Annotated in this window: 18 protein-coding genes; 13 read left to right on the top strand and 5 right to left on the bottom strand. The window is 57.3% G+C overall.

Going from position 1 to position 25,493, the window contains the following annotated elements:
• The first annotated feature begins 432 nt into the window (after window positions 1-432).
• The 6 genes from SELSP_RS06040 to SELSP_RS06015 all read left to right on the top strand — a co-directional run bounded on the left by SELSP_RS06040 (window position 433) and on the right by SELSP_RS06015 (window position 9,621).
• The gene (locus SELSP_RS06040; RefSeq protein WP_013740805.1) at window positions 433-5,217 is read left to right on the top strand and encodes a TonB-dependent receptor domain-containing protein; all 4,785 of its coding nucleotides are present in this window, start codon (window positions 433-435) and stop codon (window positions 5,215-5,217) included.
• 123 nt (window positions 5,218-5,340) lie between these two features.
• Window positions 5,341-6,273, top strand: coding sequence for an RpnC/YadD family protein (locus SELSP_RS06035; RefSeq protein ID WP_006192310.1), 933 nt, complete (start codon window positions 5,341-5,343; stop codon window positions 6,271-6,273).
• A gap of 174 nt (window positions 6,274-6,447) precedes the next feature.
• Entirely contained in the window at window positions 6,448-7,158 is a 711-nt protein-coding gene (locus SELSP_RS06030; protein WP_013740804.1) for an energy-coupling factor transporter transmembrane component T, read from the top strand.
• A gap of 10 nt (window positions 7,159-7,168) precedes the next feature.
• Window positions 7,169-8,653 carry an ABC transporter ATP-binding protein gene (locus tag SELSP_RS06025; RefSeq protein WP_006192313.1) on the top strand — a complete coding sequence of 495 codons (1,485 nt, stop codon included), beginning with the start codon at window positions 7,169-7,171 and terminating at the stop codon, window positions 8,651-8,653.
• Between the two features lie 22 nt (window positions 8,654-8,675).
• Window positions 8,676-9,254 carry an MptD family putative ECF transporter S component gene (locus SELSP_RS06020; RefSeq protein ID WP_006192314.1) on the top strand — a complete coding sequence of 193 codons (579 nt, stop codon included), beginning with the start codon at window positions 8,676-8,678 and terminating at the stop codon, window positions 9,252-9,254.
• Window positions 9,255-9,402: 148 nt separating this feature from the next.
• Complete coding sequence (locus tag SELSP_RS06015) at window positions 9,403-9,621, top strand: hypothetical protein (RefSeq protein WP_006192315.1); 219 nt, start codon at window positions 9,403-9,405, stop codon at window positions 9,619-9,621.
• Between the two features lie 183 nt (window positions 9,622-9,804).
• On the opposite strand, the gene SELSP_RS06010 is transcribed toward SELSP_RS06015, so the two are convergent.
• The 3 genes from SELSP_RS06010 to SELSP_RS06000 form a co-directional block, all read right to left on the bottom strand.
• Complete coding sequence (locus tag SELSP_RS06010) at window positions 9,805-10,692, bottom strand: fructose bisphosphate aldolase (RefSeq protein WP_006192316.1); 888 nt, start codon at window positions 10,690-10,692, stop codon at window positions 9,805-9,807.
• A gap of 180 nt (window positions 10,693-10,872) precedes the next feature.
• A complete protein-coding gene (gene fba, locus SELSP_RS06005; protein ID WP_006192319.1) occupies window positions 10,873-11,862 on the bottom strand; it encodes a class II fructose-1,6-bisphosphate aldolase in 990 nt (329 codons plus the stop codon).
• Window positions 11,863-11,930: 68 nt separating this feature from the next.
• A complete protein-coding gene (locus SELSP_RS06000) occupies window positions 11,931-12,836 on the bottom strand; it encodes an RluA family pseudouridine synthase (protein WP_013740803.1) in 906 nt (301 codons plus the stop codon).
• A 216-nt stretch (window positions 12,837-13,052) separates the two neighbouring features.
• Between SELSP_RS06000 and SELSP_RS05995 the strand changes: the two genes are divergently transcribed.
• Window positions 13,053-14,282 carry an aspartate kinase gene (locus SELSP_RS05995; RefSeq protein WP_006192323.1) on the top strand — a complete coding sequence of 410 codons (1,230 nt, stop codon included), beginning with the start codon at window positions 13,053-13,055 and terminating at the stop codon, window positions 14,280-14,282.
• Between the two features lie 88 nt (window positions 14,283-14,370).
• A complete protein-coding gene (locus tag SELSP_RS05990; RefSeq protein WP_006192325.1) occupies window positions 14,371-15,615 on the top strand; it encodes a pyridoxal phosphate-dependent aminotransferase in 1,245 nt (414 codons plus the stop codon).
• Window positions 15,616-15,678: 63 nt separating this feature from the next.
• Here SELSP_RS05990 and tkt read toward each other — a convergent pair whose 3' ends face one another.
• The gene (gene tkt / locus SELSP_RS05985) at window positions 15,679-17,670 is read right to left on the bottom strand and encodes a transketolase (RefSeq protein ID WP_006192326.1); all 1,992 of its coding nucleotides are present in this window, start codon (window positions 17,668-17,670) and stop codon (window positions 15,679-15,681) included.
• Between the two features lie 116 nt (window positions 17,671-17,786).
• Window positions 17,787-18,668 (bottom strand): DMT family transporter, encoded by an 882-nt coding sequence (locus SELSP_RS05980; protein WP_006192327.1) that lies wholly within the window; start codon window positions 18,666-18,668, stop codon window positions 17,787-17,789.
• Between the two features lie 266 nt (window positions 18,669-18,934).
• Between SELSP_RS05980 and SELSP_RS05975 the strand changes: the two genes are divergently transcribed.
• The 5 genes from SELSP_RS05975 to secA all read left to right on the top strand — a co-directional run bounded on the left by SELSP_RS05975 (window position 18,935) and on the right by secA (window position 25,461).
• Window positions 18,935-19,876, top strand: a complete 942-nt coding sequence (locus SELSP_RS05975; RefSeq protein ID WP_006192328.1) for a 2-hydroxyacid dehydrogenase — start codon at window positions 18,935-18,937, stop codon at window positions 19,874-19,876.
• A gap of 94 nt (window positions 19,877-19,970) precedes the next feature.
• The gene (holA, locus tag SELSP_RS05970; RefSeq protein ID WP_013740802.1) at window positions 19,971-21,035 is read left to right on the top strand and encodes a DNA polymerase III subunit delta; all 1,065 of its coding nucleotides are present in this window, start codon (window positions 19,971-19,973) and stop codon (window positions 21,033-21,035) included.
• 205 nt (window positions 21,036-21,240) lie between these two features.
• Window positions 21,241-21,897, top strand: coding sequence for a hypothetical protein (locus tag SELSP_RS05965; RefSeq protein WP_006192331.1), 657 nt, complete (start codon window positions 21,241-21,243; stop codon window positions 21,895-21,897).
• Window positions 21,897-22,805: a YitT family protein gene (locus SELSP_RS05960; RefSeq protein ID WP_006192332.1), complete on the top strand. Its 909-nt coding sequence runs from the start codon at window positions 21,897-21,899 to the stop codon at window positions 22,803-22,805. Before SELSP_RS05965 ends, SELSP_RS05960 begins: the two co-directional genes overlap by 1 nt.
• 127 nt (window positions 22,806-22,932) lie before the next feature.
• A complete protein-coding gene (gene secA / locus SELSP_RS05955; RefSeq protein WP_006192334.1) occupies window positions 22,933-25,461 on the top strand; it encodes a preprotein translocase subunit SecA in 2,529 nt (842 codons plus the stop codon).
• Window positions 25,462-25,493 lie beyond the last annotated feature (32 nt).

Raw genomic sequence — 25,493 nt, 5'->3', positions numbered from 1 at the left:
ATGCATCTATCGAAGTTCCCCATGGAGCAGGAGCTTGGCAGGATGCACAGCTTGCTTTGAGCAGGCAGCGTGAAACGTAGATGGACTTTCGATATTCGTAATTTCCGCAAGAACCATAAGGAGAGGGCTGTCGCATACACGGTGCGGCAGTCTTTCTTTTTCATTAAAAAGTGAATGAGATTCAAATTTATGAATAAAATAGAATTTTTTTCATATTTTTTGCCAAAAAGGGTAGATTTATTCTCAAAGCGTGATATAATGAATGAGAATCAGAGTTGGTTTCATAAATTTATAGGAAGTACGGCATCGATCCGTGCTTTCCAAAGCATCGGAGGGAAACGCAAGTGAAAGAAATCACCGTTCGGAGAAAGAACGCGTTGGCGTTCGCTGTCGCGCTCCATCTCATGCTGCCTCTTTGTACGGCACAGGCGCATGAAAGTGCGGGGGGGGGGAGACGTTCAAACGGGGTCCGTTGACGTCGAAGCAAACGCCGCGAAAGAGGATGCGAAGTACGAGTCGCAGTCTACGACGATCATCACGAAAGAGGACATCGAGAAGAAGCAGGCGAAGTCCGTCGAGGACATCATCTTCGATGAGACAGGCATGACGCGCAGCGTCGATGCCATGGGGCGCGTCACGCTCTCGATTCGCGGCGCGGAGCCGCGCCATACCTTGATCCTTGTCGACGGACAGCCCGTCATGGGTGACTTCGCCAAGTACACGGGCGCGGGCGACGAGCTGCAGAGGCTCGGCACGGAGAACGTCGAGCGCATCGAGATCATCCGCGGCGCGGCGAGCGCGAAGTACGGCGCCGACGCCATCGGCGGCGTCGTCAACGTCATCACGAAGGCGGCGGCGAAGAATGCAGGTCTGCAGATCAACCTCGAAGGCAGGCGCGTCGCCGGCGACTCGAAGATCCCCTATACGAACTTCTTCCTGCGCGCCGACTCGGGCGATATCGGCAAGCTGCGCGTCGCAGCCTACGGCGGCAAGCGCGACATCATGCCGATTTACAGCATGGAATCCTTCGGCGGTCTCCTCAAGAGCGGAAGCTCTTATAAAGACGAGGAAAGCCGTGTGCGAAACTCGCTGCGCTACTATGGCGACATCAAGAATATCGGACTTGTCGCATCCTATGATCTCGATAAGAATCATAGTCTTTCTTTGAACCTCGATCATACAGCAGAAGATATGGAGAGCTTCATCAAGCGATCGAACTCCGGGGCAGAGGGTCTGCAGCACTTCAAGCGTGAGCTTGACCGCAACACCTATCGCTTCTCGTATATGGGGCGCGGCGGCAATTCGGATTGGAATGTCTCTCTCGATTATACGAAGATGAACGAGGACGACATCACGTTGACCTCGGACTATATCAATTCTCCCTATGAAGGCAAGAACACGCTCAACTACATTGACGACCTCATGCATCAGCAATGGAGCCTCAAGGCGTCGGCAAACACCCAGATCCATCGCGATCATTTGCTGACCTACGGCATTGGCTACACGCAGGAGAAGGGCGAGGGCAGCCGCATCAAAAACGCGCCGAACAGCTATACGCGCATGATCGATCCGTGGGATTACGACAAGAACCTTTATACGAGAGACGGCGCCGGTGCGCCATCTTCGCGCGTGCACGACTATGCGATGACGCGAAATGAAGCGGGAGTGCCGAAGTATGACAATGAATATGAGTGGTATGGATATAAGGACGCCGCCGGACGCTCGCAGGCACCGCTCTATACATATCAGGACTATCTGAAATACGGACCTTATGGAACGGATGGCGGTGGAGCGCCGCCGGAGGTTATGGCGCGGCTTATGGCATTCGGTCAACAGTTGCTTGATGATGCTCGAAACCATGATCTGACGTATATTGATACGCCGGAATTTGCAATCTATAACTACTATGACAAGAATTTTGCCAATTATGCTCGTAAAAACTTTGGACATGCGATGCTTTGGAACGGAAAAGCGTTCAACGAGGAATTTGAGGCGCGGCAGAACCGATTGACAATCGGCAGTGTGGAAATCAAGAAGCAATATGTATTTTTGCAGGACGCATGGCAGGTCAATCGAAATACGTTGCTTTCGCCAATTCTGCGCGTCGATCACAGCAGTCTTTTCGGCACACATGCGACGTTCAATATCGGCATGACGCACAACATCGGCGGCAAGGCGAACCAGCGCTTCAAGGCGAACCTCGGCACGGGCTATACCGAGCCGGGCATGGGGGAGCTTTACTACAACTGGGAGATGTATGCAGGTGCGCCGATGGGACTTGAGCGCGCGCGCCTTGGCTACTACTGGGTCGGCAATCCGAACTTGAAGCCTGAGAAGTCCCTCAACTTCGATCTTGGCTATGAGGGCGAGAGCACAGATGGCAGGGACAGCTATCGTATCAATGCTTTCCACAACCGCATTGACAACTATATGACAACCTACTTCACGGGCTATCTTATGGATTTCCATCCGGAAATTTCCGCTGATGGCAGATGGCTCCTGCCGCCCGATATGATTTACAGCTTCAAGAACATCGGCAAAGCGGAGATCACAGGTCTTGAAGCGGAGTATAACCATCGCTTTGACAAGCATTGGTCAGCGAAATTTGGCTATACCTATCTTCATGCCATCAACAAGAGCGACCCGAACATGCCGGATCGTTTGCTCAATCGGCCGCAGCACAAGATCGACCTTGGCGTGACCTATGAGAACCAAGGCTGGCGTGCGACGCTCTGGGGGAACTACTACGTCAACATGCTCGACAGCAACAGCGTGGCGAACAACGGCAACTATTACGACAGTGACGGCGTAACAGGAAAATGGCACTACAACTTCGCCGAAGGCGGCAAGCAGACGTACGAGACAAAGACCTTCGGTATCTGGAACTTCATCCTGCAAAAAGACGTCGGCAAGGACGCGAGCGCCTATATCGGCGTCGACAATATCTTCAACCATCGCGACGACGACCGCGCGATCAACGAGCGAACCTATCGCATCGGCGTGAACTTGAAGTTCGGTCCCGATGCGAGCACGGGGGCGGGCGAGCGCTTCAAGAAGGAAGAAGCGCATCTCATCCCCGAAGACGCATGGTTCATCCAAAAGCCCTTCGATACGACGAAGGAAAAAGGCGTGCGTGTCATCGGCGATTATCGCTGGCGTTGGAATGCCTTTACGGGCAAGGAAAAGCCGTCCGAAGCGCGTGTCACGACCACCGCGACCGTAAGCGACGGCGCGTATAAGAACTACCTCGAAAAAGCCGAGCACGGCTTCGAGCAGCGGCTGCGCGTCGGCGTGGATGCGAGGATCGATGCGAATACGAACCTCACCATTTTGGCAAGTGCTTCGGGGGCTGCGGGCGTCGGTACCGATACCGATGTCGCCAAAAGCCGTGGACTCAGCCATGTGCGCCTTGATGAAGCGAATCTCACCGTACATGCGAACGACTGGGATTTCTCACTCGGCCGTATGACGGAGCCGATGGGCGTCACAGGCTACTACTTTGGCAAAGAGTACGACGGCGGACGCGCCGTATGGACGGGAGCCCATACGCAGGTGCGTCTCGGCTACGGCGACTTCCGGCACTCGACAGGCGTCACAGACTCCGCCTATACGCACGCGACGCGCCAGAGCTTCGTGCGCGGCGTGACCAAGGAGGAATGGCTGGGCTATAAGGCGGCCACGATCAACAGCCATACGACGGGCGCCGTTCCGTATTATCCGGACTACAGCACGCTCATTAAGGATACCCCAGGCTTTGACGGACTTTATCAACGGCTTGCCAAGGCGCAGAGTTTGGCAGAGGAAAAGCAGATTCTTGACGAGTATCTGAATGTTGTCAAACAGGATAATCCCCAAGCATATCAGGAATTGATGAGGCAGTTGTCCGCGAGCGGGAAAATAGTGCACGATGACTTCGCATGGTACAAGGTGACCGTGAAGGACGAACATGGCAACGTCGTCGGGACATATCTTTCGCAGAAAAGTCCGCAGCTTGAGGCATTGCACATGGAAGATAGCTTTTCCTATCAAGACAGGTTTGATCGCGCGAAGATGGAAGACGCTGCCCGAGCTGTGTGGAATTCAGCGGAGGCGAATTTAGAAGCGACGCAAACCGAGACGAAGGAATATAGCGGCATGGCAGGGCTCCCCGATGGAAACTATACTTTGACCCATGAATTCTACGGCTACGGCACATATCATGGGAAGAAGCCAATTTTTGACTATGATTTGAAGATGAGTGATTTGCAGCCCGGGGATTTCAGACCGATGACAAAGGATGAGGCGAAAGAGCGTACCATTCGTTCCGCGTGGGATAAAAGCCCTTACCACGAGGTGCTGGCAGAGAGAAGATATCCGGACGCTCCCGATATCTCAACTACAGTAAACGGGAAGATTCCAGCAGGTAATAAGAAGGGTATATCGCATCTCGGTCAAACGATCATCAAGTATCTGATCAATGATTCTAACTGGGGTCCGGAGGACGCGAGCGCTCTGCCGCTCAATCTGCTGAATCGTGCGGGCTATTTTGTACTGCAAGTCGGCACCGTTCTCGAGCGCGACCAGATCCCTGCGCTCAAGCAGGCGTTCTATGTGCAGGCGCGTCACGAACTCACGCCGAATCTCGGTGTCGCCGCTTGGTATCTGCGCTCGGTCGGCAATGACTCGCATCGCTTCCTCGCGGCGAACGGCATGACGAACGATGTCAGCACCTTCGATACGCTCGCGAATGTCGTTGGTGTCGGCGCGAAGTGGCAGCTCTCGAAGAACGCCGCGCTTTCCTTCGACTACGGCGTGAACACGACCGACTTCGGCAAGTATATGAACGGCCACACGCGCTACGAGCACAAGAGCGGCACATCCGACTTCGCGATCAAAGGCAGGGAAACCGGCTCTGCGCCGAAATTCTGGGTCATGCGGCTCGATCTCGGCAAAGCCGATACGAACGTGCCGCATTCGTGGAATGCGTTCATCGACTACAAGCGCTTCGAGCACGGCTCCTTCTTCGGCGGCAACGGCACGGAAGCGCTGCCCGACCGCTACCTCGACGGCATCAAGAGCTTCACCGTCGGCGCGGGCTATGTGCCGATGGAAAACCTCCTCGTAGAAGCCTTCTACACCTTCGGCGCCAAAGGCATCGGCGCACGCGACACCCTCTACGGCCCCGAGCGCTTCAGCCTCGGCGACTACGCAAGGGTGCAGCTCACCTATCGCTTCTAAGGACGAAAATCGAGAAGAAGACGTCAGACAGCCCGACGGCAATCCGTCGGGCTGTCTGCATGTCGCGATTTATGCTATAATAGGGACAGGAAAAAGGACTTTCAGCGAGACGGAGAGACTGCGATGGAAAAAGAGAAGAAAGGCAGACAATATCAAGATACGGTCTTTCGCATGTACTTCAACGAAGAAACGCGACTAAAAGAAGTCGCCGGAGCACTGCATGGAAGATCGTATGCAGAAGAACCGCTGCAAATCGTGACACTCGACGGAACATTCCTGTCGCAAATCAAAAATGACATCTCATTCCTACTGGCAGGACGCAATTTGATCTTCCTTGAACATCAAAGCACCGCAAATCAAAATATGCCACTGCGTTGTCTGTATTATGTCTGCGAACAATTACGACAATACATTCCTGCGAAGAAACTCTACCAGAATACGCCTATAAAGCTTCCTTCACCGGAATTTCATGTATTCTATACAGGCAGCGGAAATATGCCGGAAACCTGCCGAATAAAGCTGTCAGATGCGTATAAGAAAACGGGCGAAGAGATCCATTTGGAGTTAAAAGTAAACTTCCATAACATCGCCTATGACAATGCAAAAGTACTCCTGCAAAAAAGCCGGTCGATTCATGACTACAGTTTCTTCATTGATCGAATTAAAAGAAATATGGCAGACGGTATGGAAAGAGCGCAAGCAATCCGTAAAGCCATGCAGTACTGTGAGGAAAGCAATATTATGAAGGAATTTTTGCAGCAGCATGAAAGGGAGGTCGTCGATATGGTGAATTTTGAATGGAACCAAAAAGATTTTGAAGAAGCCATCCTTGAAGAGGGCATAGAGCGCGGTTTAGAGCGCGGACGTGCTGAGGGCATGGAGCGCGGCATGGAGCGCGGCATGAAGCGCGGACGCGCTGAGGGCATGGAGCAGGGGAAGGTTGATATTGTCTTGGAAATGCTGCGTGACAAGCTGCCGCTTGAGACGATTGCACGCCTATCGAAGTTCTCCATGGAGCGCGTGCAGGAGCTTGGCAGGATGCACAGCTTGCTTTGATCCGGCAGTGCAAATTTCGGTGTGGATTCCATTTTCGACGGAGCGGCACAAAAGACTCATCTGGGTTAAGAAAGAGAACAGTTGCCAATACGAGAAAAAATTGATACAATGAATAAGGCGATGGATGGTTTCATCTATCGCCTTAAATGTTGTTTGGGGAAGAGGTCATGCCTGATGCTGACGAAGAAGCGCAGGACGCTCGATTTTCGTACGATCTTATATCTGAATATCCTGCTGATGTTCTTCTTGATCATTTCCGGCTCGGAAGCGGTCTTGCTTTGTTCCTTTGTGCTTTCCGCCGTTGCTTTGGCGGATACGGGCGCATGGCGGCAGGCGGCGAGGTACAGCGTCGGCTTTGCGGCGCTCGCAGCGGTGCAGTATGCGCTCGGCATGGCGCTGGAGGCGGGCGTGCAAAACACCGTCGTATTCTTGGTGCAGATGGTTCTCTTCCTCGCTTTGCGCGTCTATCCCTTTGTTGGACTCGGATTTGCGCTGAAGGAAGGAAAGAATATCGCGGAGATCACGACTGCGCTTGATCGGCTGCACCTGCACAGTGGCGTTGTCTTGAGCATCGTTGTGATGATCCGCTATCTGCCGGCGATGGCGGCGGATTTTCGCGTCATCCTTGACGCCATGCGTTTGCGCGGTATTCCCATCTCGCTGAAGTTCGTCGCGTTTCATCCGATGAAGGCAATCGAGTACCTGATCGTGCCGATGCTGTTTCGCAGCGAGAAGATTACGGAGGAGTTCTCGGGTGCGGCTCTCGTCAAGGGCTACACATCTGGTGCGCGGCGCACGTCGTACTTCGATGTGCGTATGACGGCGAAGGATACGGCGATGCTCGTCATTTCGACTGCTTCGCTCGTTCTATGTACGTTTGTATGAGGGAAATCGCATGATTGATCTGCAGAATGTCGGCTTTCAATATAAGGAACAGGGGCGGAGGAGCATCTGTGGCAACACCTGCACGATTCATCGCGGCGAAGTCGTCGTCATAGCGGGCGAGAGCGGCTGTGGCAAGTCGACGCTCCTGCGCTCGATCAATGGGCTTTGTCCGCACTTTTACGAGGGAGAAACGGCGGGCACGGTGCTGCTCGACGGCAAGGACTGCCGCGATATGCGCATCGGCGACATTTCGCGCATGGCGGCGACAGTGTTTCAGAATCCCGACAATCAGTTTTTTACCCTCGATGTCTTGTCCGATCTCGTGTTTTCGTGTGAGAATTTCGGCGTCGCGCCGGAAGAGATCGAGCACCGCCTGCGCACTGTCACGGAGATGCTGCGGCTTGACCGCTTCTTGGGGCGCAAGCTTTCGGCGCTTTCGGGCGGGGAGAAGCAGCGGATCGCGATCGCTTCGGCGTTGATGCTCAAGACGGACGTTCTGCTCATGGACGAACCATCGGCAAATCTTGATTATCCATCGATCGAGGAGCTGCGCGGTCTGCTCGCCTCGCTCAAGGCGCATGGCTGCACGATCGTCGTCGCCGAGCATCGTCTTTATTATCTTTGCGGCATTGCGGATCGACTGTTCCTCATGCAGGACGGCACGATTCGTCGCGTGTACGAGGGTGCGGATCTATCGTCGCTGACGAATGAAGCGCTACACGAGGCGGGTGTGCGCGGCGTCGATCCCTTCGGCGAGACGGACGCCGTGCAGCCGCCCGCAAAGAGGACGGCTGCGCCGCTCTTGTCGCTCGCAGATATGTCCTTCGGCTATGCACAGGACAAGGATGTATTGCAGGGGCTTTCTCTGGACATCTATGAAGGCGACCGCGTCGCTCTCTTGGGCAGGAACGGCTGCGGCAAATCGACGCTCGCGAAGGTGATCTGCGGACTGCTCAAGGAGAGGGCGGGCGAAGTTCGTGCGGCGGGTGAGGTGATTCCCTGCAGCAGGCGCAGCCGCGCCGTCAGCTATGTGATGCAGAATGTGGATTTTCAGCTGTTCGGTTCGAGCGTCTATCATGATCTCCTGCTCGGTGCAGAAGGTGCGGCGGACATCGACGCGCGCATCCGCAAGGTTCTGGAGGATTTTCGTCTCACGCCGTGGCTCGACGAACATCCGACGCGGCTCTCAATGGGGCAGAAGCAGCGGCTCGTCATTGCCGGTGCATGCCTGTTGGGCAAGCGCGTCGGCATCTTTGACGAGCCGACGAGCGGTCTTGACTACCGCAATATGCGGACGGTATGCTCGCTGATCGGCGAATTTACCGGGGCGCGCAATGCCGCCGTCATCATCACGCACGATGCGGAGTTTATCATGAACTCGTGCAATCGCGTCGTCCTGCTTGAGGACGGACATATCGCCGAGGATTTTCCCTTGGGGGCGGACGGGGCGCTCAAGCGCGTGTTTACGGAACGACTGCAGCGCGTTGGCGAATGAATGGAAGTTTGGAGGAGAGGCAATGAAAGCATGGAAAATCAGTGATTTTGTTTTGATTGGTATCTTGGCGGCGGTCTACGGCGTACTCGTCATGGGCATCGGCGCACTCACGGTATTGATGGCACCGATGATGCACGCTCTGAGTCCTGCCGTCATCGGTGTACTTCTCGGTACGATCGTGCTTTTTGTCGCGAAGAAGATTCCGAAGTTCGGCGCACTGACCTTGTTCATCGGCATCAGTACGGCGCTCTTCGCGGGTTTTTCGGGCATGATGTACGTGCCGTTCGTCGGCACGGTCACAGCAACGGCCTTCGTCGTCGATCTCATCGTCCATCGGTTCGGCTGCAGGACGCCGATCTTGGCGGTCGGCTACGGTTTGATCCAGAGCGCCTACGTCTTCGGCGGTGCGATTCCGCTGCTGTTCTTCTTGGAGCAGAATATGGCGAAGTGGCAGGCAGCGGGCATGGATATGCAGTTCATCGAGAAGATGGTCGCGCACAGTACGGGGTGGTTCTTGGCGGCGGGCATGGCCATCGCCTTCGCGGGCGGCTTCATCGGCATCTACCTCGGCAGGCGGGTCTTGAAGAAGCATTTGAAATAGGAGTTTGTGTAATCTGCACGCATATATGAAAATGGATGACAGAGGAAAAAAATGCTTAACAAAACGTGCGTCAGCGGCTATAATATAAGTAGAAAGAGGATTCAGAACCTTCGTTCATTCAGAACTTTCATGGAAGGAGGTTTTCCGAATGGATGTCCAGGTGGAACGGCTGCACCGTGTGAAGCCGCTTGCGCCGATTTCCTTTTTTGAAGAAACAGCGCGGCGCGAGAAGAAGCAGGAGACGCATGAGGCGAGGAAACCTCTGCGCGGTACGGAGTCGGACGCTTACAGCGTGGAGATTTCGGCAGCGGGCAGGCGTGCAGCAGCGCGCAGCGAGGCAGGGGGTATGATGGTGGAAGGTTTTTGATGATTTTGCGGGATAATGGGCAAAGCCCCGCTTGAGCGCCTCTCGAAAGAGAGGGCGCTCAAGCGGGGCTTTTGACTGTTCACTATACAGGATACGTTCTCCGGCGAAAGGCGCTCGGTGATGCCGCTGTCGATTTCATGCGTTGTATGCGCGGCAGGGGCATACTGGATGATCTGCGCCTTCTCAGGTGATCGAGGCCCTGTAGATGCCGTCGATGGCGGTCTTCAAAACCTTGTCGAACTCGGCGTCGCTCTGGCTTGCGCGAAGATCCTGGGCGAGGGCGCGTGAGAAGCTGGCGATGAGGCCACGATTCTTGGCGAGTTTTTCATTGGCCTCATCCTGCGGGTAACCGCCGCTCAAAGCGACGATGCGCACGACGTGCGGATCCTTCATGAGTTCTTCATAGAGATTTTCCTTCGTCGGAATCGTGACTTTGAGCATGATCTTGTCGGCAGCGGGAAGATTCGCCACGTTCGCCTTGATTTCTTCGAGCATGATGGCTTCCGCTTCTTCCTTCTTGGCGCAATGGATGTCGACTTCCGGCTCCAAGATGGGGACGAGTCCCTTGGCGATGATTTCTTTGCCGACGGCGAATTGCTGCTCGATGACGGCCTTGATGCCCTCTTTGTTCGCCTCCTTGATGACGGAGCGCATCTTTGTGCCAAAGATGTGGCGCTCTACGGCGCGGTCGAGAAGGGCGGAGAGTCCGTCGATGGGCTTCATGAGCTGTACGCCGTCCTTCTCGGCGGCGAGTCCCTTGTCAACCTTCAAAATCGGCACGATGCCTTTCTTCTCCCACAGGTAGTCCGCCGTATAGAGGTCGTCGATCTTGCGATCCATCGTGTTTTCGAAGAGGATGGCCGCGAGAATCTGCTCCTTTGTGAACGAAGGACTTTTGATGATGCGCGTGCGCATCTCATGAACGCGCGTGAACATCTCCTCGTCGTTGGAATAGGCGCTCTCGTCGACGCCGTAAGCCTTCAGCGCCTTCGGTGTCGAACCGCCGCTCTGGTCGAGGGCGGCGATGAAACCCTTGCCGCTGGTCATGCGATTGAGCTGCTCTTGATTCATTTTGCATACCTCCTTAAATCGTTTCCAGTTCTATTATACCTCTATGCATGCAGAAAGTAAACGAAATTGAAAATAAATATCAAAATATAAAAATCGTGCAGAAAGCTGCTTTCTGCACGATTTTGGAAGAACGTTTATGGAGGCGGTGCACAATGTTCGTAAAGCGTCTGTGCGTTCAGCTTACTTCAAGAGCGCCATGACCTCTGCGGCCTTGCCGTCGGAGCCGAGGACTTCCTTGATCTTGTGCTCGACGAGTTCGCGGATGTAGTCGCGTCCCGGTGCGATGTACTGGCGCGGATCGAAGTGCTCGGGATGCTGCTGATAGTGCTCGCGGATGCCCGCCGTCATGGCGAGGCGCAGGTCGGAGTCGATGTTGATCTTGCAGACCGCCGACTTCGCCGCCTTTCTCAGCTGATCCTCGGGGATGCCGATGGCGTCAGCGAGGTTGCCGCCGTTGTCGTTGATGATCTTGACGTACTTGGGAATGACGGACGAGGCGCCGTGCAGTACGATGGGGAAACCCGGCAGGCGCTTTTCGATTTCCGCGAGGATGTCGAAGCGCAGTTCGGGCGGCACGAGTACGCCCTGGGCATTCTTCGTGCACTGTTCGGGCTTGAACTTGAAGGCGCCGTGGCTCGTGCCGATGGCGATCGCGAGGGAGTCGACGCCCGTGCTCGAGACGAATTCCTCGACCTCTTCGGGACGCGTGTAGTGCGCATCTTCGGCGGCAACCTTCACATCGTCCTCGATGCCCGCGAGCTGTCCAAGCTCGCCCTCAACGACGACGCCATGCGCATGGGCGTACTCGACGACGCGCTTCGTAAGTTCGATGTTCTCCTTGAAGCTCAGGTGCGAGCCGTCGATCATGACGGAGGTGAAGCCGTCGTCGATACAGGATTTGCACGTCTCGAAATCCGGGCCGTGGTCGAGATGCAGGGCGATGGGCAGATCCTCGCATTCGAGTGCAGCCTGTACGAGGTGCTTGAGGTAGGCGGGCTTCGCATACTTCCTTGCACCGGCGGAAGCCTGCAGGATGATGGGGGATTTCAGTGCAGCCGCCGCTTCGGTGATGCCCTGGACGATCTCCATGTTGTTGACGTTGAAGGCGCCGATGGCGTAGCCGCCCTCGTGGGCTTTCTTGAACATTTCTTTTGTTCCGATGAGTGGCATGATCTCAACCTCCTATGAATAGATGATACTCGTTTACCGTTTCATTATATCATAATTTAATGAAAGCGTCATGAATCTTTTGTGAAAAGAGAAAAATTACTGCAGATTTCGGGGAAAAAGGCGGACATATCTGCAGGAAAGGGTGCGTGCACGGTGATTTCTTTGCCGCTTATCGGGTGACGAAAGCGCAGGCGATGGGCGTGCAGCGCTTGACGGGCGATGCGATCCGTTCTGCCGCCGTAGAGGTCATCGCCGAGGAGCGGATGAGCGAGGTGCGCGAGGTGGACGCGGATCTGATGCGTGCGTCCCGTCGCCAGGCGAAGCGCGAGAAGCGAAAGCCCGCCGCGCTCTGCAAGCGTCGCATAGTGCGTGACGGCACATTTTCCGGCAGGCGAAACCATGCGCTCGATGATGCTGCCGGGGCGGCGCGCGATGGGCGCGTCGATCGTGCCGCAAGGCTCGGGCAGTTTGCCTTCGATGACGGCGAGGTAGATGCGCTCGATTGCATTATGTGCGGACAAGAGGTGCTGCACGTGCGCCTCCTTGGCGATGAGCACGAGTCCGCTTGTCTGACGGTCGAGGCGGTGCACGGGATGAAAGGCGTGCTTTTCGCCGTGCGCTTCGTAGTGAAAGAGCACGGCGTTGGCGAGCGTATGACGGTACTCGCCGCCCGTCGGATGAACGAGCATGCCTGCAGGCTTGTTGACGATGAGAAGCGCCGCGTCCTCATAGAGAATCTCGAGCGGAATGTCTTCGGGCGCGATGCGGCTCTCTTCCGCCAGATGCCAGCAAAGCTCATCGCCGCTTTTGATGCGGATTCGTGCGGCGTTGGCGGGGAGTCCGTTCAGCGAGAACGTGCCCGAACGCCGCAGTTTTTTCCAGAGCGTCGTGGAGAAGCCGCACTCCTTTTGCAGAAACTCCCGAAGCGCCATACAAGTCAGTCCTTCCGGCACGACAAGCCGCGTCTTTCCCATGCAATCACTTCCTTTTCCAGCAATATAGCATGGAGAAGCATGGTTGTCCATTTGCATTTTGTATTTTTTTGTTTCTCGCTAGACGTGGACATGAAATTCTTGTATAATATAAGGCGGTCAAGCTCATTTCTTGAGATTTTGTAACGAATGACCATTCTCAAAGGACATTTTTGCTCGTGACATTTTTCTTGTCGACGGGCAATCTAGGAGGAAGTTATGGCTCTGATCGTAAAGAAGTTTGGCGGCAGCTCGGTTGCCACTACGGAAAAAATCAAAGCGGTGGCGCGGCGTGTCCTCGACGGCATGAAGCCCGAGGACAAGGTCGTCGTCGTCGTCTCCGCCATGGGAGACACGACCGATGATCTCATCGAGCTGGCGCGCGGCATAGACAAGAATCCGTACCATTATGCGCGTGAGATGGACATGCTGTTGACGACGGGCGAGCAAGTTTCCATCGCGCTCTTGGCGATGGCGTTCTGCTCGATGGGGCATAAGGCGATCTCCTTGACGGGCGCGATGGTCGGCATGGGCACGAACTCCGTGCATACGAAGGGGCGCATCGTAGGCATTGAGCCGAAGCGCGTCGAGGAAGCGCTCAATGAGGGAAATATCGTCGTCGTTGCAGGCTTCCAGGGCGCTGACTCCTTCGGTGATCCCGTGACGCTCGGACGCGGCGGCTCAGATACCTCGGCTGTGGCTCTTGCGGGCGCTCTCGCTGCGGACAGCTGCGAGATATTCACGGATGTGGACGGCATTTACTCTGCCGACCCGCGCCTCGTCCAAGGTGCACGCAAGATGCAGGAGATTACTTACGACGAGATGTTGGAAATGGCGCGTCTCGGCGCGGGCGTCATGCAGCCGCGCTCCGTGGAAATGGGCAAGCACTTCGGCATTCCCATCCATGTACGCTCGACGTTTACCGAGAAAACCGGCACGATGATCAGGGAGGCTTATACAATGGAAGAGAAGGATTTTGAAATCAGGGGGCTGGCACACGACGACAAGGTGGCAAAACTCGCCGTCATGGGTGTGCCGAACCAGCCGGGCGTCGCACATTCCCTCTTTTCTGCGCTCGCTGACGCCAATGTGAGCGTGGACATGATCGTGCAGAGCGTGCGGAACATCGAGCATAACGTGACGGACATGGTCTTCACGGTCGCCGTCGACGATCTCGAAACGGCGCGTGAAATCGTCGAGGATGTCAAGAAGAAGCTCAACGCCGTGTCGGTTCTCGTCGAGGAGAACGTCGCGAAGGTTTCCATCGTCGGCGTCGGCATGCTCGGCAACCCCGGCATCGCGGCGCGCATGTTCGGCGCCCTGCAGAAGGCGGACGTCAACATCGACATCATCAGCACGTCGGAAATCAGCATTTCCTGCCTGATCACGAAGGACAAGCTCAAGGAAGCGGCGAACGCGATCCACGACGAGTTCTTTCCGCGCGATTGAGCGGGAAAGATTCGATGAAGAAATAAGGGAGCGCCGATACATCCGGTGATTCCGCAAGAAACAAGGCGAGAGGGAGGCTTCATATAAAATGAGCACGAAGATGGCAGCATCGCATACGGAAAACAAGGTTCTGAACGACGTGATTTTTGCCGCGAGCGGCGCGGCGACGGCGGCGGCGAAGGAGCATGGGGCAGAGAAGATCACGAACGCCACGCTGGGTGCGATCTTTGGCGAGGATGAAAAGCTCGCCTGCATACCGACGGTCGAGAAGGTGCTGCGCGAGCTGCCGATTCCCGAAATCATCGCCTATGCGCCCGTCGCGGGTCTGCCTGCATATCTTGAGAGCGTGAAGGACATCGTCTTCGGCAATCATCGGCCGGAAGGCTATGTCGAGGCCGTCGCGACGGCAGGCGGCACGGGTGCCGTCCACCACGCGATCGAAAACTACTCGGAGATCGGCGAAGCCGTGCTCACTGCCGATTGGTTCTGGGGCCCTTACAACGCGCTCTGTCAGAACATCGGGCGGCGCTTGGAGACATTCCAGCTTTTCGACGAGGGGCTCGCCTTCAATGCCGCCGCTTTCACGGCGAAGGTGGAGGCGCTTCTCGAAAAACAGGATTCTCTCCTCATCATCCTCAATACGCCTGCGCACAATCCGACGGGCTATACGCTTTCCGATGAGGATTGGGATGCGGTTCTTGCGACCGTAAAGGCTCATGCGAAGAAGGGCAAGCGCATGAGCGTTCTTGTTGACATCGCCTACATCGAGTACAGCGGCACGAAGGAGGAGACGCGCGGCTTCATGGAGAAGTTCGCGCATCTTCCCGAGAATGTATTCGTCATGTTCGCTTTCAGCATGTCCAAGGGGTATACGCTCTACGGACAGCGCACGGGAGCAATCGTCGGTCTTTCCGCAAGCCGCGCCGTCATTGAGGAATTTTCGGACGTCAACAAGTTTTCGAGCCGTGCGACATGGTCGAACATCAATCGCGGCGCGATGGCGCTCCTGGCAACGATTCAGCAGGATGCGGCGCTTCTCGCCGCGTACGAGAAGGAGCGCGATGCGCTCTATCAGATCGTGCGCTCGCGCGGTGCGCTCTTCATGAAGGAGGCGAAGGATTGCGGCCTCAAGGCTCTGCCGTACAAGGCGGGTTTCTTCCTCGCCGTGCCTTCGGAAGATCCGCAGGCTGTGGCGGACAAGCTGCATGACGATCTCGTCTTCGCCGTTCCCTTGAAGCGCGGCGTGCGCATCGCCGTCTGCGGTGTCGCCACGAAGAAGGTCGAGGGGCTTGCCGCGAAGGTCAAGAAGGCATGGGATTTCGTGGGCAAGTGAACTTTGTTCGTTGATGCACGCAAAAAGGAGCTGCGCGAGGCAGCTCCTTTTTCTTGTGTGCGATTATTTTTCCAGAACCTTCTTCATCGTCGCGACGACGTTTTCCTTCGTGAAGCCGAACTTCTTGAAGAGGACGCCGGCGGGGGCGGAAGCGCCGAAGCTGTGCATCGTGACGGTCGCACCGTCGAGTCCTGTGTAGCGTTCCCAGCCGAAGCCAACGGCCGCTTCGACGGCGACGCGGGCGCGGATGGATTTCGGCAGGACGCTTTCCTTGTATTCAGCGGATTGCTGCTCGAAGACGTCGACGGACGGCAGGGAGACGACGCGCACGGCGATGCCGTCTTTGGCGAGTTCTTCCTGCGCCTCGATGGCGAGCGATACCTCAGAGCCGGTGGCGATGAGGATGCCCTGCGGTGCCCCCTTTGCTTCGGAAATGATGTAGCCGCCCTTCATGGCTTCCTTGGAGCTTCCTGCAAGCTGCGGCAGATTCTGGCGCGTGAGCGCGAGGACGGTTGGCGCATCCTTGCTCGTCACGGCGCTGTACCAAGCGGCGGCCGTTTCCGTCGCGTCGGCAGGGCGGAAGACGTTGACATTCGGCGTCGAGCGCAGCATGGCAAGCTGCTCGATCGGCTCGTGTGTCGGACCGTCTTCGCCGACGCCGATGCTGTCGTGCGTGAGCACGTAGACGACGGGCAGCCCCATGAGTGCGGCGAGGCGCAGCATGGGCTTCGTGTAATCGCTGAATACGAAGAAGGTCGCGATGTAAGGCAGGACGCCGCCGTGCAGCGCGAGGCCGTTGGCGATCGCCGCCATGCCGAGTTCGCGCACGCCGAAGTGCAGGTTGCGTCCCGCACGATCCGTGCGGCTGAAATCGCCTGCGCCGTCCATCACGGTCTTGTTCGACGGCCCGAGATCTGCGCTGCCGCCGATGAGCTGCGGCACGATTTCCTTGAGACGCTGGATCATCTTGCCCGACAAGGCGCGCGTCGCGGCGGGCTTGTCCTCGTACGCCCAGAAGTCCTCGCTCTTGAGCAGCGCCGCAGCATCGACAGGCGCGTGGAACGCATCCCAGCGAGCCTTCTCCTCGGGGTACTTCGCGCAGTAGGCGGCAAAAAGCTCGTTCCACTTCGCCTCAAGAGCCGCTCCCTCAGCGGCGAGCTTCTCGTAATGTTCGTAGACGGCGGCAGGAACGCAGAAGCTCTCGGCAGGATTTTCCCAGCCGAGGTTTTCCTTGAGCGCGCGCAGGTTTTCTTCGCCGAGCGGTTCGCCGTGGGCGCTCGCCTTGCCTTCTTTGGCGGGGCAGCCGAAGCCGATCTTCGTTTTGATCGTGATGAAGGACGGCCGCTTCTTGTCTGCCTTCGCCTCTTCGATCGCCTTGCCGATGGCGGCGAGATCCGTACCGTCCTCGACCGTGAGCGTCTGGAAGCCGAAGGCCGCCATGCGCTTTTCCACGTTTTCGGTAAAGGCGAGGTCGGTGCCGCCCTCGATGGAGATGTTGTTGCTGTCGTAGAGCACGATGAGCTTGTCGAGCGCGAGCGTGCCCGCGAGCGAGAAGACTTCGGAGGAGATGCCCTCCATCATGCAGCCGTCGCCGCCAAGGGCAAAGGTGTAGTGATCGACGATGGGGAAATCCGGCTTGTTGAAGATGGCGGCGAGGTGCGCTTCAGCAATCGCCATGCCGACCGCCATGCCCATGCCTGCGCCCAGAGGCCCTGTCGTGGCTTCCACGCCCTTCGTATGACGGTACTCGGGATGGCCAGGCGTCAAGGATCCGTCCTGGCGGAAGTTCTTGAGGTCGTCGAGCGTCAGCCCGTAGCCGAAGAGGTGCAGCAGGGAATAGAGCATGGCGGAGCCGTGCCCGGCGGAGAGGATGAAGCGGTCGCGGTTCGCCCAGTTTGGATTCTTGCCGTTGTGCTTCATGTGGTGCGCCCAGAGTTCGTAAGCGATCGGGGCTGCGCCGAGCGGCAGGCCCGGATGGCCGGAGTTCGCCTTCTGCACGGCGTCCGCCGAAAGTGCACGGATCGCATTCACACAGGTGGTGTCGATATTGCCCATAGATTTCTCCTCCTTGAAATCGTCGTTTGTTGACCTCTTTCATCATACATGATTTATTTGGAAATGTATAGCGCGAGAGGAAAGTTTTGCAGAAAGTCATGCTGCAAGATACTGCGTCAGCGCTTGTTGAGAAGCGCGATGGAGAACAGGATCAGCACGACGCCGACCGATTCGGTGAGGCCGAAGGGGACGGCGAGCAGCGCGGTGGAGAGGAGTACGGCGGACAAAGGCTCGATGGAACTCAGGATGCCGATGGTGCTCGGCTGGATGTATTTGAGGCTTTCGAGATATGACCAAAAGGCGATGACCGTACCGAAGAGGACGACATAGATGAATACGGCGACGGAGGCGGCGTCCAAGACGCCGGCGAAGTTCCATGGTGCGCGAAAGGGCATGAGCAGGAAACCGCCGAGGAGCATCGCCCAGCCGATGATGAGAGGCGAGCGGAAATTGTCCAGCAGCCATTTGGGCTGTATGGTGTAGATGGCAGCGCAGAAAGCGGAAGCGACGCCCCAGAAGAGAGCGATGGGCGGGATGGCGAGAGTCGAGAGACTGCCGCGCGTCAAGATGAGGAACGTGCCGACGAAGGCGAGCAGCACGCAGCCGCTCTCGCGCAGCGACGGCAGGCTGCGGCTCTTCAGGGTGAGCCAGAGGACGACGATGATCGGCATCAGGTACTGCAGGACGCTCGCCGCTGCCGCGTTGCCGTGCTCGATGGAAGAAAAATACGTGTACTGCACGCCGAGCATGCCGAACAGGCTGAAGAAGAGAAGCCGCTTCGCCGCCGTGCGGTTTCGCCAAACGGAGAAGATGCTCTCGCGGTTCTTTGCCGCATCGAGCAGCAGAAGCAGTATGCCTGCGAGCGTCATGCGCATCATGACGAGCCATTCGGTGGAAAATCCTTTTTGCTGCAGCAGGAATTGCGCGGCAACGCCCGAGCCGCCCCAGAGCAGCGCGCCGAGCGCCACGAGCGCGACGCCTTTTTTCGATGGATTCATGGTATTGCTCCTTGTCTTTCGTTTCGTCTCTGACTATAGCATTTTTGGGGGTAAAAGAAAAGGGAACAGAAGCGTAGGTTTTTAGGAAGCTGGGAAGGCAGATAAAATGATGTCGTGAAGCCAGGAAGCGGAAAGTTTATGCGCGCTTGCTCATGCCGATGGGATGAATTTGACAGGCCGATATGCTATAATGGAAGCGCAATATCGGATGCGGGGTAAGGGGAGGCATCCAAACATTCTTGGCAGTCAAGAAAGGGAGGATTCGCATGAAACTCGTAATCACGGAGCCGCTGGGGCTCTCGGAGGCGCAGGCGGAGGCGCTGAAAAAGGAGTATCTGCCTCAAGACCTTGAAATGGTCTACTGCAATACGCCGCCGCAGGACGACGCGGAAAAGGCGGCGCGTGCCAAGGGGGCAGAGCTTGTCATGCTCGCGAACATGCCGTTCAAGGAAAACGTCCTGCAGGAGCTTTCGGACGTCAAGTTCCTGAGCGTCGCCTTCACGGGCGTCGACCATGTGGCGATGGACTACTGCAAGGCGCATGACATCGTCGTTTCCAACTGCTCGGGCTACGCCAATGAGGCGGTAAGCGAGCTTGCCATCGGCCTGGCAATCGGACTCTACCGCAAAATGCTTGCTGCAGATGAGGCGGTGCGTGCGGGCAAGACGCGCGCCGGACTTCTCGGCATCGAGCTTTCGGGCAAGAAGTTCGGCGTCGTCGGTGCAGGCGCCATCGGCAGGCGCACGATCGCGCTCGCGCAGGCGTTCGGCTGTGAGGTGTACTACTACAACCGCAAGGAGGCGAAGATCGACGGGGCGAAGTATGTGAGTCTCGACGAGCTGATGGAAGTCTCGGACATCGTTTCGCTGCATGTGCCGCTGACGGCGGAGACAAAGGGGCTGATCGGCGAGAAAGAGATCGCCAAGATGAAGAAGACGGCGATTCTCATCAATACGGCGCGCGGTCCCGTCGTCGACAGCAAGGCTCTGGCAGACGCCCTCAAGGAAGGCCGCATCGCGGGTGCGGGCATCGACGTCTTCGAGGGCGAGCCGCCGATCGCGGGCGATCATCCGCTGCTTCATGCGCCGAACGTCATCCTCGCGCCGCACGTCGGCTTTGCGACGCAGGAGGCGATGGAAAAGCGTGCCGTCATCGCCTTCAAGAATGTGCAGGCGTTCCTTGCGGGCAAGCCGCAGAACGTGATGTAAGGGCGCAGATTTTTAGCAGATTTTTATAGGAAGCGTGCAGAAGCTATGGCTCTTTTGTTGCCATAGCTTCTGTTTTGACGGATGGGGTGAGGCGTTGAAGTACGGGCCGTTCATGGCGGCGCTCCGCAAGGGAGAGCCGAAGCATGTCTACCTGCTCGCGGGCGAAGAGCATTACTATATCGAGAAGGCGAAGGCGGCGATCTTGGAGCGCCTCTTTCCCGCGGGCGAAGGTCTGCGGGACGCTCTGGAAGAAGCCGCGCCCGACATGGACGCCGACGCGCTCATCGGCCTCTTGGAAACGGTGCCGTTCTTCGTGCCCAAGCATGTCGTGCTCGTGCAGGACAGTCCTCTTTTTCGCGAGAAGAAGCGCCCAGCAGCGGACGGCGAGGAGGCGAAGGCAGCGAAAGGGAAGAAGGGCGACGCGGACAAGAAGGAGGAGCGCCTGCTGCATCTTCTTGCCGACATGCCCGACTACGCCTATGTAATCTTCCTCTGCGCGGGCAAGGCGGACAAGCGGCGCAAGGCGTACAAGACGGTTGAAGCGGCGGGCGCGGTGCTCGATGCCGATGCCGTGCGCCCGTGGGAGATCGGCGACTGGCTCGCGGGAAAGCTCGCCGAGATTCACAGGGAGTTTGACCGCGAGGCGCATGCGTACTTCATGGGCGCCGTCTCCATGATGCATGAAGTCTCGCTCTCGTATCTCGACAAGGAGTTTGAAAAGCTCGCGCTCTATACTGCGGAGAAGCGCATCGGCAGGGCGGAGCTTGCCGCTGTGTTCTCAGGGCTGCCCGAGGTATCGTCGTTTGCGATGATGGACGCGGTGAGCGAGAAGGACGTGAAGAAGGCTCTGACGCTTCTGCGCCGCCAGACGGCGGACGGCGTGTATGCGCCCGTGCTGCTTGCCCTGATGGTGCGCCATGTGCGCCAATTGTGGCAGGCGAAGCTCCTTCTGGCGCAAGGCGTGCGCGGCAAGGCATTGGGCCCTTCGATGAAGCTCAATCCCTTCATCGCGGAGAAACTGGGACGCGCGAGCATGAAGTTCTCCGAGCCTGTTTTGAAGCGGGCGATGCTCTCGCTCATCGACGCCGACTATCTGCTCAAGACGGGGCGGGGCGGCGCGGAATTGTTGGAAGATGCCGTGATCTCGCTGTGCCGTTGACCGAGGAAAAGCCGCCCCGTGCGCGGGGCGGCTTTTCTGTGCGGCTGTAAGTCGAATGTATCCGTGTTTCGCATGGTCTGAAGAATTGACGATGTGCTACGGTTGGATTGTTTCCTTTGACAAGCCGTTTTTCGTGTTATAGAATCGAAGGGAAACTGTTGCGTGCTTCAATGAATCCATATCATCTTGAAAGGGACGGTGAAAAATGCGGTTCTATCATGGTTTGTTGGTGATGTTCTTTCTCGGAGTTTTTCTTGTCTTGCCGATGGCGGCAGAGGCACAGGGCGCTTTGGCGTCTGAGGACTTCACCGTCAAGGGTATAGCGCTCGGCGACTCGGAGGAGAAGATGCTCGCGGCTTTCGGCAAGCCGGATTTTGACAAGGAGCGCATGGTCTGGGACATCCACATGCGTTACTATGCATTCCCGCATGGCTACGAGGTCGGCGTCGCCGTCGATACGGGCAAGGTCGCGGACATGCTCGTCAAGAGCAAGGACTATACGGCGCGTGCAGGCGTGCGCTACGGTGCGACTGCGTACAAGATTCGCACGACGTTTGGCGAGAAGGAGCGCACGTTTCTTGATGGCAGCGTCTGCTATGTCTACGAAAATCCGCAAGATCAGCGCCAGCGGCTCATCCTCAGCGTTGATGCGACGGATGGGAGCCTCTGCTCGTGGCGCTTGACGAGCCTGCCGCTGACGGAGGAAGAGGCGGACGCTCTGACGGACGAGGAGCGAAGCGAATGGGAGAACACGGATCTCCATGCACTTTCCATGGAAGGCAGGGATATTGACATGAATGCCATGACAAAAGATAAGACGCCGACACTTCGCTGGGAAGGCCACGAAAGGGAGGCGTCTTGATGCTCCATCTCAGGAGTTTGACATTGAAGGGCCGTGTTTTCCGCTATCTTGGCATCCTGCTCGGCTGCCTTATCAGCAGTTCTTCGATCAACCTCTTCGTCGTGCCCGCGCACCTCTTGTCGGGCGGCATTGCGGGCATTGCGATGATCTTCTACTATCTCTTCTCGCTTCCCATCGGCGTGCAGATGTTTCTCTACAATCTGCCTCTTCTCGCGGCGGCGTACAAGACGCTCGGGCGCGAGTACACGCTCGACATCGCTTTTGGCACGATCCTCTTTTCCTTCTGCGTCGATGCAACGCGCTTCCTGAATGTCTATGCGCCCGTGCCCGATACGATGCTTGCGGCGATCTTCGGCGGCGTGCTGAATGGCATCGGCTATGGCATCATCTTCCGCATGAACGGCAGTTCGGGCGGCTTCGACATCGTCGCCGCCATCGTGAAGAAGTATTACTCTTTGAACATGGGCAGCGTGATCTTTGCCTTCAACTGCGTCATCATGCTCTTGGCCGCCGCGCTCTTCGGCGTCATGCCCGCGCTCTACACGCTCATCTGCATGTTCATGAATTCTGCCGTGACGGATCGGGTCGTCGCGGGCTTCAACAGCCGCAAGGTCGTGCTCATCATCTCCGACCATGTGCAGCCGATTTCGGAGGCGATCATCTGCGAGGTCGGGCGCGGCGTGACGTTTCTGCATGGGCAGGGTGCGTTTACGCGCAAGGAGCGCAACGTGCTCTTCCTCGTATGCTCGCTCACGCAGATCAGCAAGGTCAAGCTCATCGCGAATCTCATCGACAAGAACGCCTTCATGATCGTTCTTTCGGCGAACGAGGTCATGGGCAGGGGCTTCACGATGCCCGGAATGCATCTGAAGGCGATGCTTAAGGAACGAAGCAAGAGGATTTTTTGACTTATGGGCGATTGTCTGCTAGAATCATTAGGATAGATGTTCAATACTTTCGGAGGGACGCCGCAAGGCGCTCTCTATCATCAGTCTGCGCCGCGAAGGCGGCTGCGGGAACGAGGAGTGATACGGATTGCTCGGATTCATCAAGCGATTCCTGGGAGATAACAACGATAAGGAAATCAAGCGGATGCGCGGCATCGTCGACGTCATCAACGGTCATGAAAAGGCGCTCGAAAGCCTCAGTGACGATGCGCTTGCAGGCCATACGGGAAAGTTCAAGGAGCGTCTCGCAAACGGCGAGAGTCTTGACGATATGCTTCCCGAGGCGTTTGCCGTCGTGCGCGAGGCGTCGAGGCGCGTCCTTGGCATGCGTCATTTCGACGTGCAGATGATCGGCGGTATCTGCCTGCACGAGGGCAAGATTGCGGAGATGCGCACGGGCGAGGGCAAGACGCTCGTCGCGACGCTGCCCGTCTATCTCAATGCGCTCGAAGGCAAGGGCGTGCACATGGTCACGGTCAACGACTATCTCGCACGGCGCGACAGCGAGTGGATGGGGCGTGTCTATCGCTTCCTCGGACTCTCCGTCGGCCTCATTGCGCACGACATGGACTTCCCTGAGCGAAAGCTCGCCTATGCGTCCGACGTTACCTTCGGCACGAACAACGAGTTCGGCTTCGACTACCTGCGCGACAACATGGTCATCCATCCGCAGCAGATGGTGCAGCGTGACCTCCACTATGCCATCGTCGATGAGGTCGACTCGATTCTCGTCGATGAGGCGAGAACGCCACTCATCATCTCAGGTCCCGGGCAGAAGTCGACGGACATGTACGCTGTCATGGCACGCGCCGTCGCTCAGCTCAAGGAGGGCGAGGATTACAAGCTCGACGAGAAGCAGAAGACCGTTGCGCCGTCCGATGAAGCCGTCTTGAAGGTTGAGCGCATCGTCGGCATCAAGAACCTCTACGCGCCTGAGAATCTGGAGCTTTCGCACTGCTTTACGGCAGCTCTGCGCGCCAAGGCTCTGATGAAGCGCGATCGCGACTACGTCGTGCGCGACGATGAGATCATCATTGTCGATGAGTTCACGGGTCGTCTCATGGTTGGCCGCCGCTATTCGGACGGACTGCATCAGGCGATCGAGGCGAAGGAAGGCGTGAAGATTCAGCGCGAGAGCCAGACGCTCGCGTCGATTACCTTCCAGAACTACTTCCGCATGTACGATAAGCTCGGCGGCATGACGGGCACGGCGAAGACTGAGGAGGACGAGTTCCTCAAGATCTACAAGCTGCCCGTCGTCGTCGTGCCGACGAACCGTCCCGTGCAGCGCGTCGACGAGCCGGACGCCATCTACAAGACGAAGCGTGCGAAATACCGTGCCGTCGGACAAGCGGTCGAAGAGATTCACAAGACGGGACAGCCGATCCTCATCGGCACGACATCCATCACGCAGTCGGAAGAGCTCAGCGCCATCTTGAAGCAGCACGGCGTCGAGCACAACGTCCTGAATGCCAAGTACCACGAGAAGGAAGCGGAGATCATCAAGGACGCAGGTCAACGGGGCGCCGTGACGATCGCGACGAACATGGCGGGACGCGGCACGGACATCCAGCTCGGCGATGGCGTGCAGGAGCTCGGCGGCCTCTACATCCTCGGCACGGAGCGCCACGAATCGCGGCGCATCGACAACCAGCTGCGCGGCCGCGCGGGTCGCCAGGGAGACCCCGGCCGCTCGAAGTTCTACTTGTCGCTGGAAGATGACCTTCTGCGTCTCTTCGCATCGGACAATATCGCCTCCATCATGGATCGGCTCGGCATGGACGAGAACGATCCGATCGAGCACAAACTCATCACGCGTTCGATCGAGCGTGCACAGAAGAAGGTCGAAGCCAGAAACTTCGACATCCGCAAGCACGTCCTCGAATACGACGATGTCATGAACCAGCAGCGCGAGGTCATCTATGCGGAGCGACGCAAGATTCTGCGCGGCGAAGACCTCAAGGAAAACATCTTCTTCATGCTCGACAAGATCATCGAGAGCGAGATGGATCAGTACGCGAACGCGAAGCTATATCCTGAGGAGTGGACGCTCGACGGACTCATCGAGGACGCGGAGAAGATTTACGCGCCCGAGGGCAAGCTCAAGAAGGAAGAGCTTGAGGCGATGAGCCGCGACGAGCTGGAAGAAACGCTCAAGAAGACGGCGCACGAAGCATACGCGGCGCGTGAGCAGCTCTTCGGCGAGGAGAACATGCGCGAGCTTGAGAAGGTCGTCATGCTGCGCGTCGTCGACAATCATTGGATGGAGCATCTCGATCGCATGGACATGCTGCGCGAGGGCATCAACCTGCGCGCCTACGGGCAGAGGAATCCGCTCGTCGAGTACAAGATCGAGGCGCTCGACATGTTCGAGGCAATGGAAGCTGCGATTCAAACGGACATCGCGAAGCTCATGTACCGCGTGAGCATTGTGACGCAGGAGCAGCAGCAGCTCCAAGACCGCCTGCAGACGGCGCGCGCCTCGCACGGCGAGGAATCCAGTGCCGCTGAGACGAAGAAGAAGCCGCAACGCAACAAGAACGACATCGGGCGCAACGATCCGTGCCCGTGCGGCAGCGGCAAGAAGTACAAGAATTGCTGCGGCAGGAACAAGTGAGACAGAGCTTTCCCGCGTGCGGGGGAGCAGCG

This window comes from Selenomonas sputigena ATCC 35185, assembly GCF_000208405.1.
Classification (GTDB): Bacteria; Bacillota; Negativicutes; order Selenomonadales; family Selenomonadaceae; genus Selenomonas; species Selenomonas sputigena.
The sequence above is the reverse complement of the archived record's forward strand: the minus strand, read 5'-3'. Positions and strand labels throughout refer to the sequence as shown.

Bases quoted from the DNA above. Each gene is read 5' to 3' on its own strand.
- SELSP_RS06040 (WP_013740805.1), top strand. From the start codon at position 433: ATGAAAGTGCGGGGGGGGGGAGACGTTCAAACGGGGTCCGTTGACGTC.
- SELSP_RS06035 (WP_006192310.1), top strand. From the start codon at position 5,341: ATGGAAAAAGAGAAGAAAGGCAGACAATATCAAGATACGGTCTTTCGC.
- SELSP_RS06030 (WP_013740804.1), top strand. From the start codon at position 6,448: ATGCTGACGAAGAAGCGCAGGACGCTCGATTTTCGTACGATCTTATAT.
- SELSP_RS06025 (WP_006192313.1), top strand. From the start codon at position 7,169: ATGATTGATCTGCAGAATGTCGGCTTTCAATATAAGGAACAGGGGCGG.
- SELSP_RS06020 (WP_006192314.1), top strand. From the start codon at position 8,676: ATGAAAGCATGGAAAATCAGTGATTTTGTTTTGATTGGTATCTTGGCG.
- SELSP_RS06015 (WP_006192315.1), top strand. From the start codon at position 9,403: ATGGATGTCCAGGTGGAACGGCTGCACCGTGTGAAGCCGCTTGCGCCG.
- SELSP_RS06010 (WP_006192316.1), bottom strand. From the start codon at position 10,692: ATGAATCAAGAGCAGCTCAATCGCATGACCAGCGGCAAGGGTTTCATC.
- fba (WP_006192319.1), bottom strand. From the start codon at position 11,862: ATGCCACTCATCGGAACAAAAGAAATGTTCAAGAAAGCCCACGAGGGC.
- SELSP_RS06000 (WP_013740803.1), bottom strand. From the start codon at position 12,836: ATGGGAAAGACGCGGCTTGTCGTGCCGGAAGGACTGACTTGTATGGCG.
- SELSP_RS05995 (WP_006192323.1), top strand. From the start codon at position 13,053: ATGGCTCTGATCGTAAAGAAGTTTGGCGGCAGCTCGGTTGCCACTACG.
- SELSP_RS05990 (WP_006192325.1), top strand. From the start codon at position 14,371: ATGAGCACGAAGATGGCAGCATCGCATACGGAAAACAAGGTTCTGAAC.
- tkt (WP_006192326.1), bottom strand. From the start codon at position 17,670: ATGGGCAATATCGACACCACCTGTGTGAATGCGATCCGTGCACTTTCG.
- SELSP_RS05980 (WP_006192327.1), bottom strand. From the start codon at position 18,668: ATGAATCCATCGAAAAAAGGCGTCGCGCTCGTGGCGCTCGGCGCGCTG.
- SELSP_RS05975 (WP_006192328.1), top strand. From the start codon at position 18,935: ATGAAACTCGTAATCACGGAGCCGCTGGGGCTCTCGGAGGCGCAGGCG.
- SELSP_RS05965 (WP_006192331.1), top strand. From the start codon at position 21,241: ATGCGGTTCTATCATGGTTTGTTGGTGATGTTCTTTCTCGGAGTTTTT.
- SELSP_RS05960 (WP_006192332.1), top strand. From the start codon at position 21,897: ATGCTCCATCTCAGGAGTTTGACATTGAAGGGCCGTGTTTTCCGCTAT.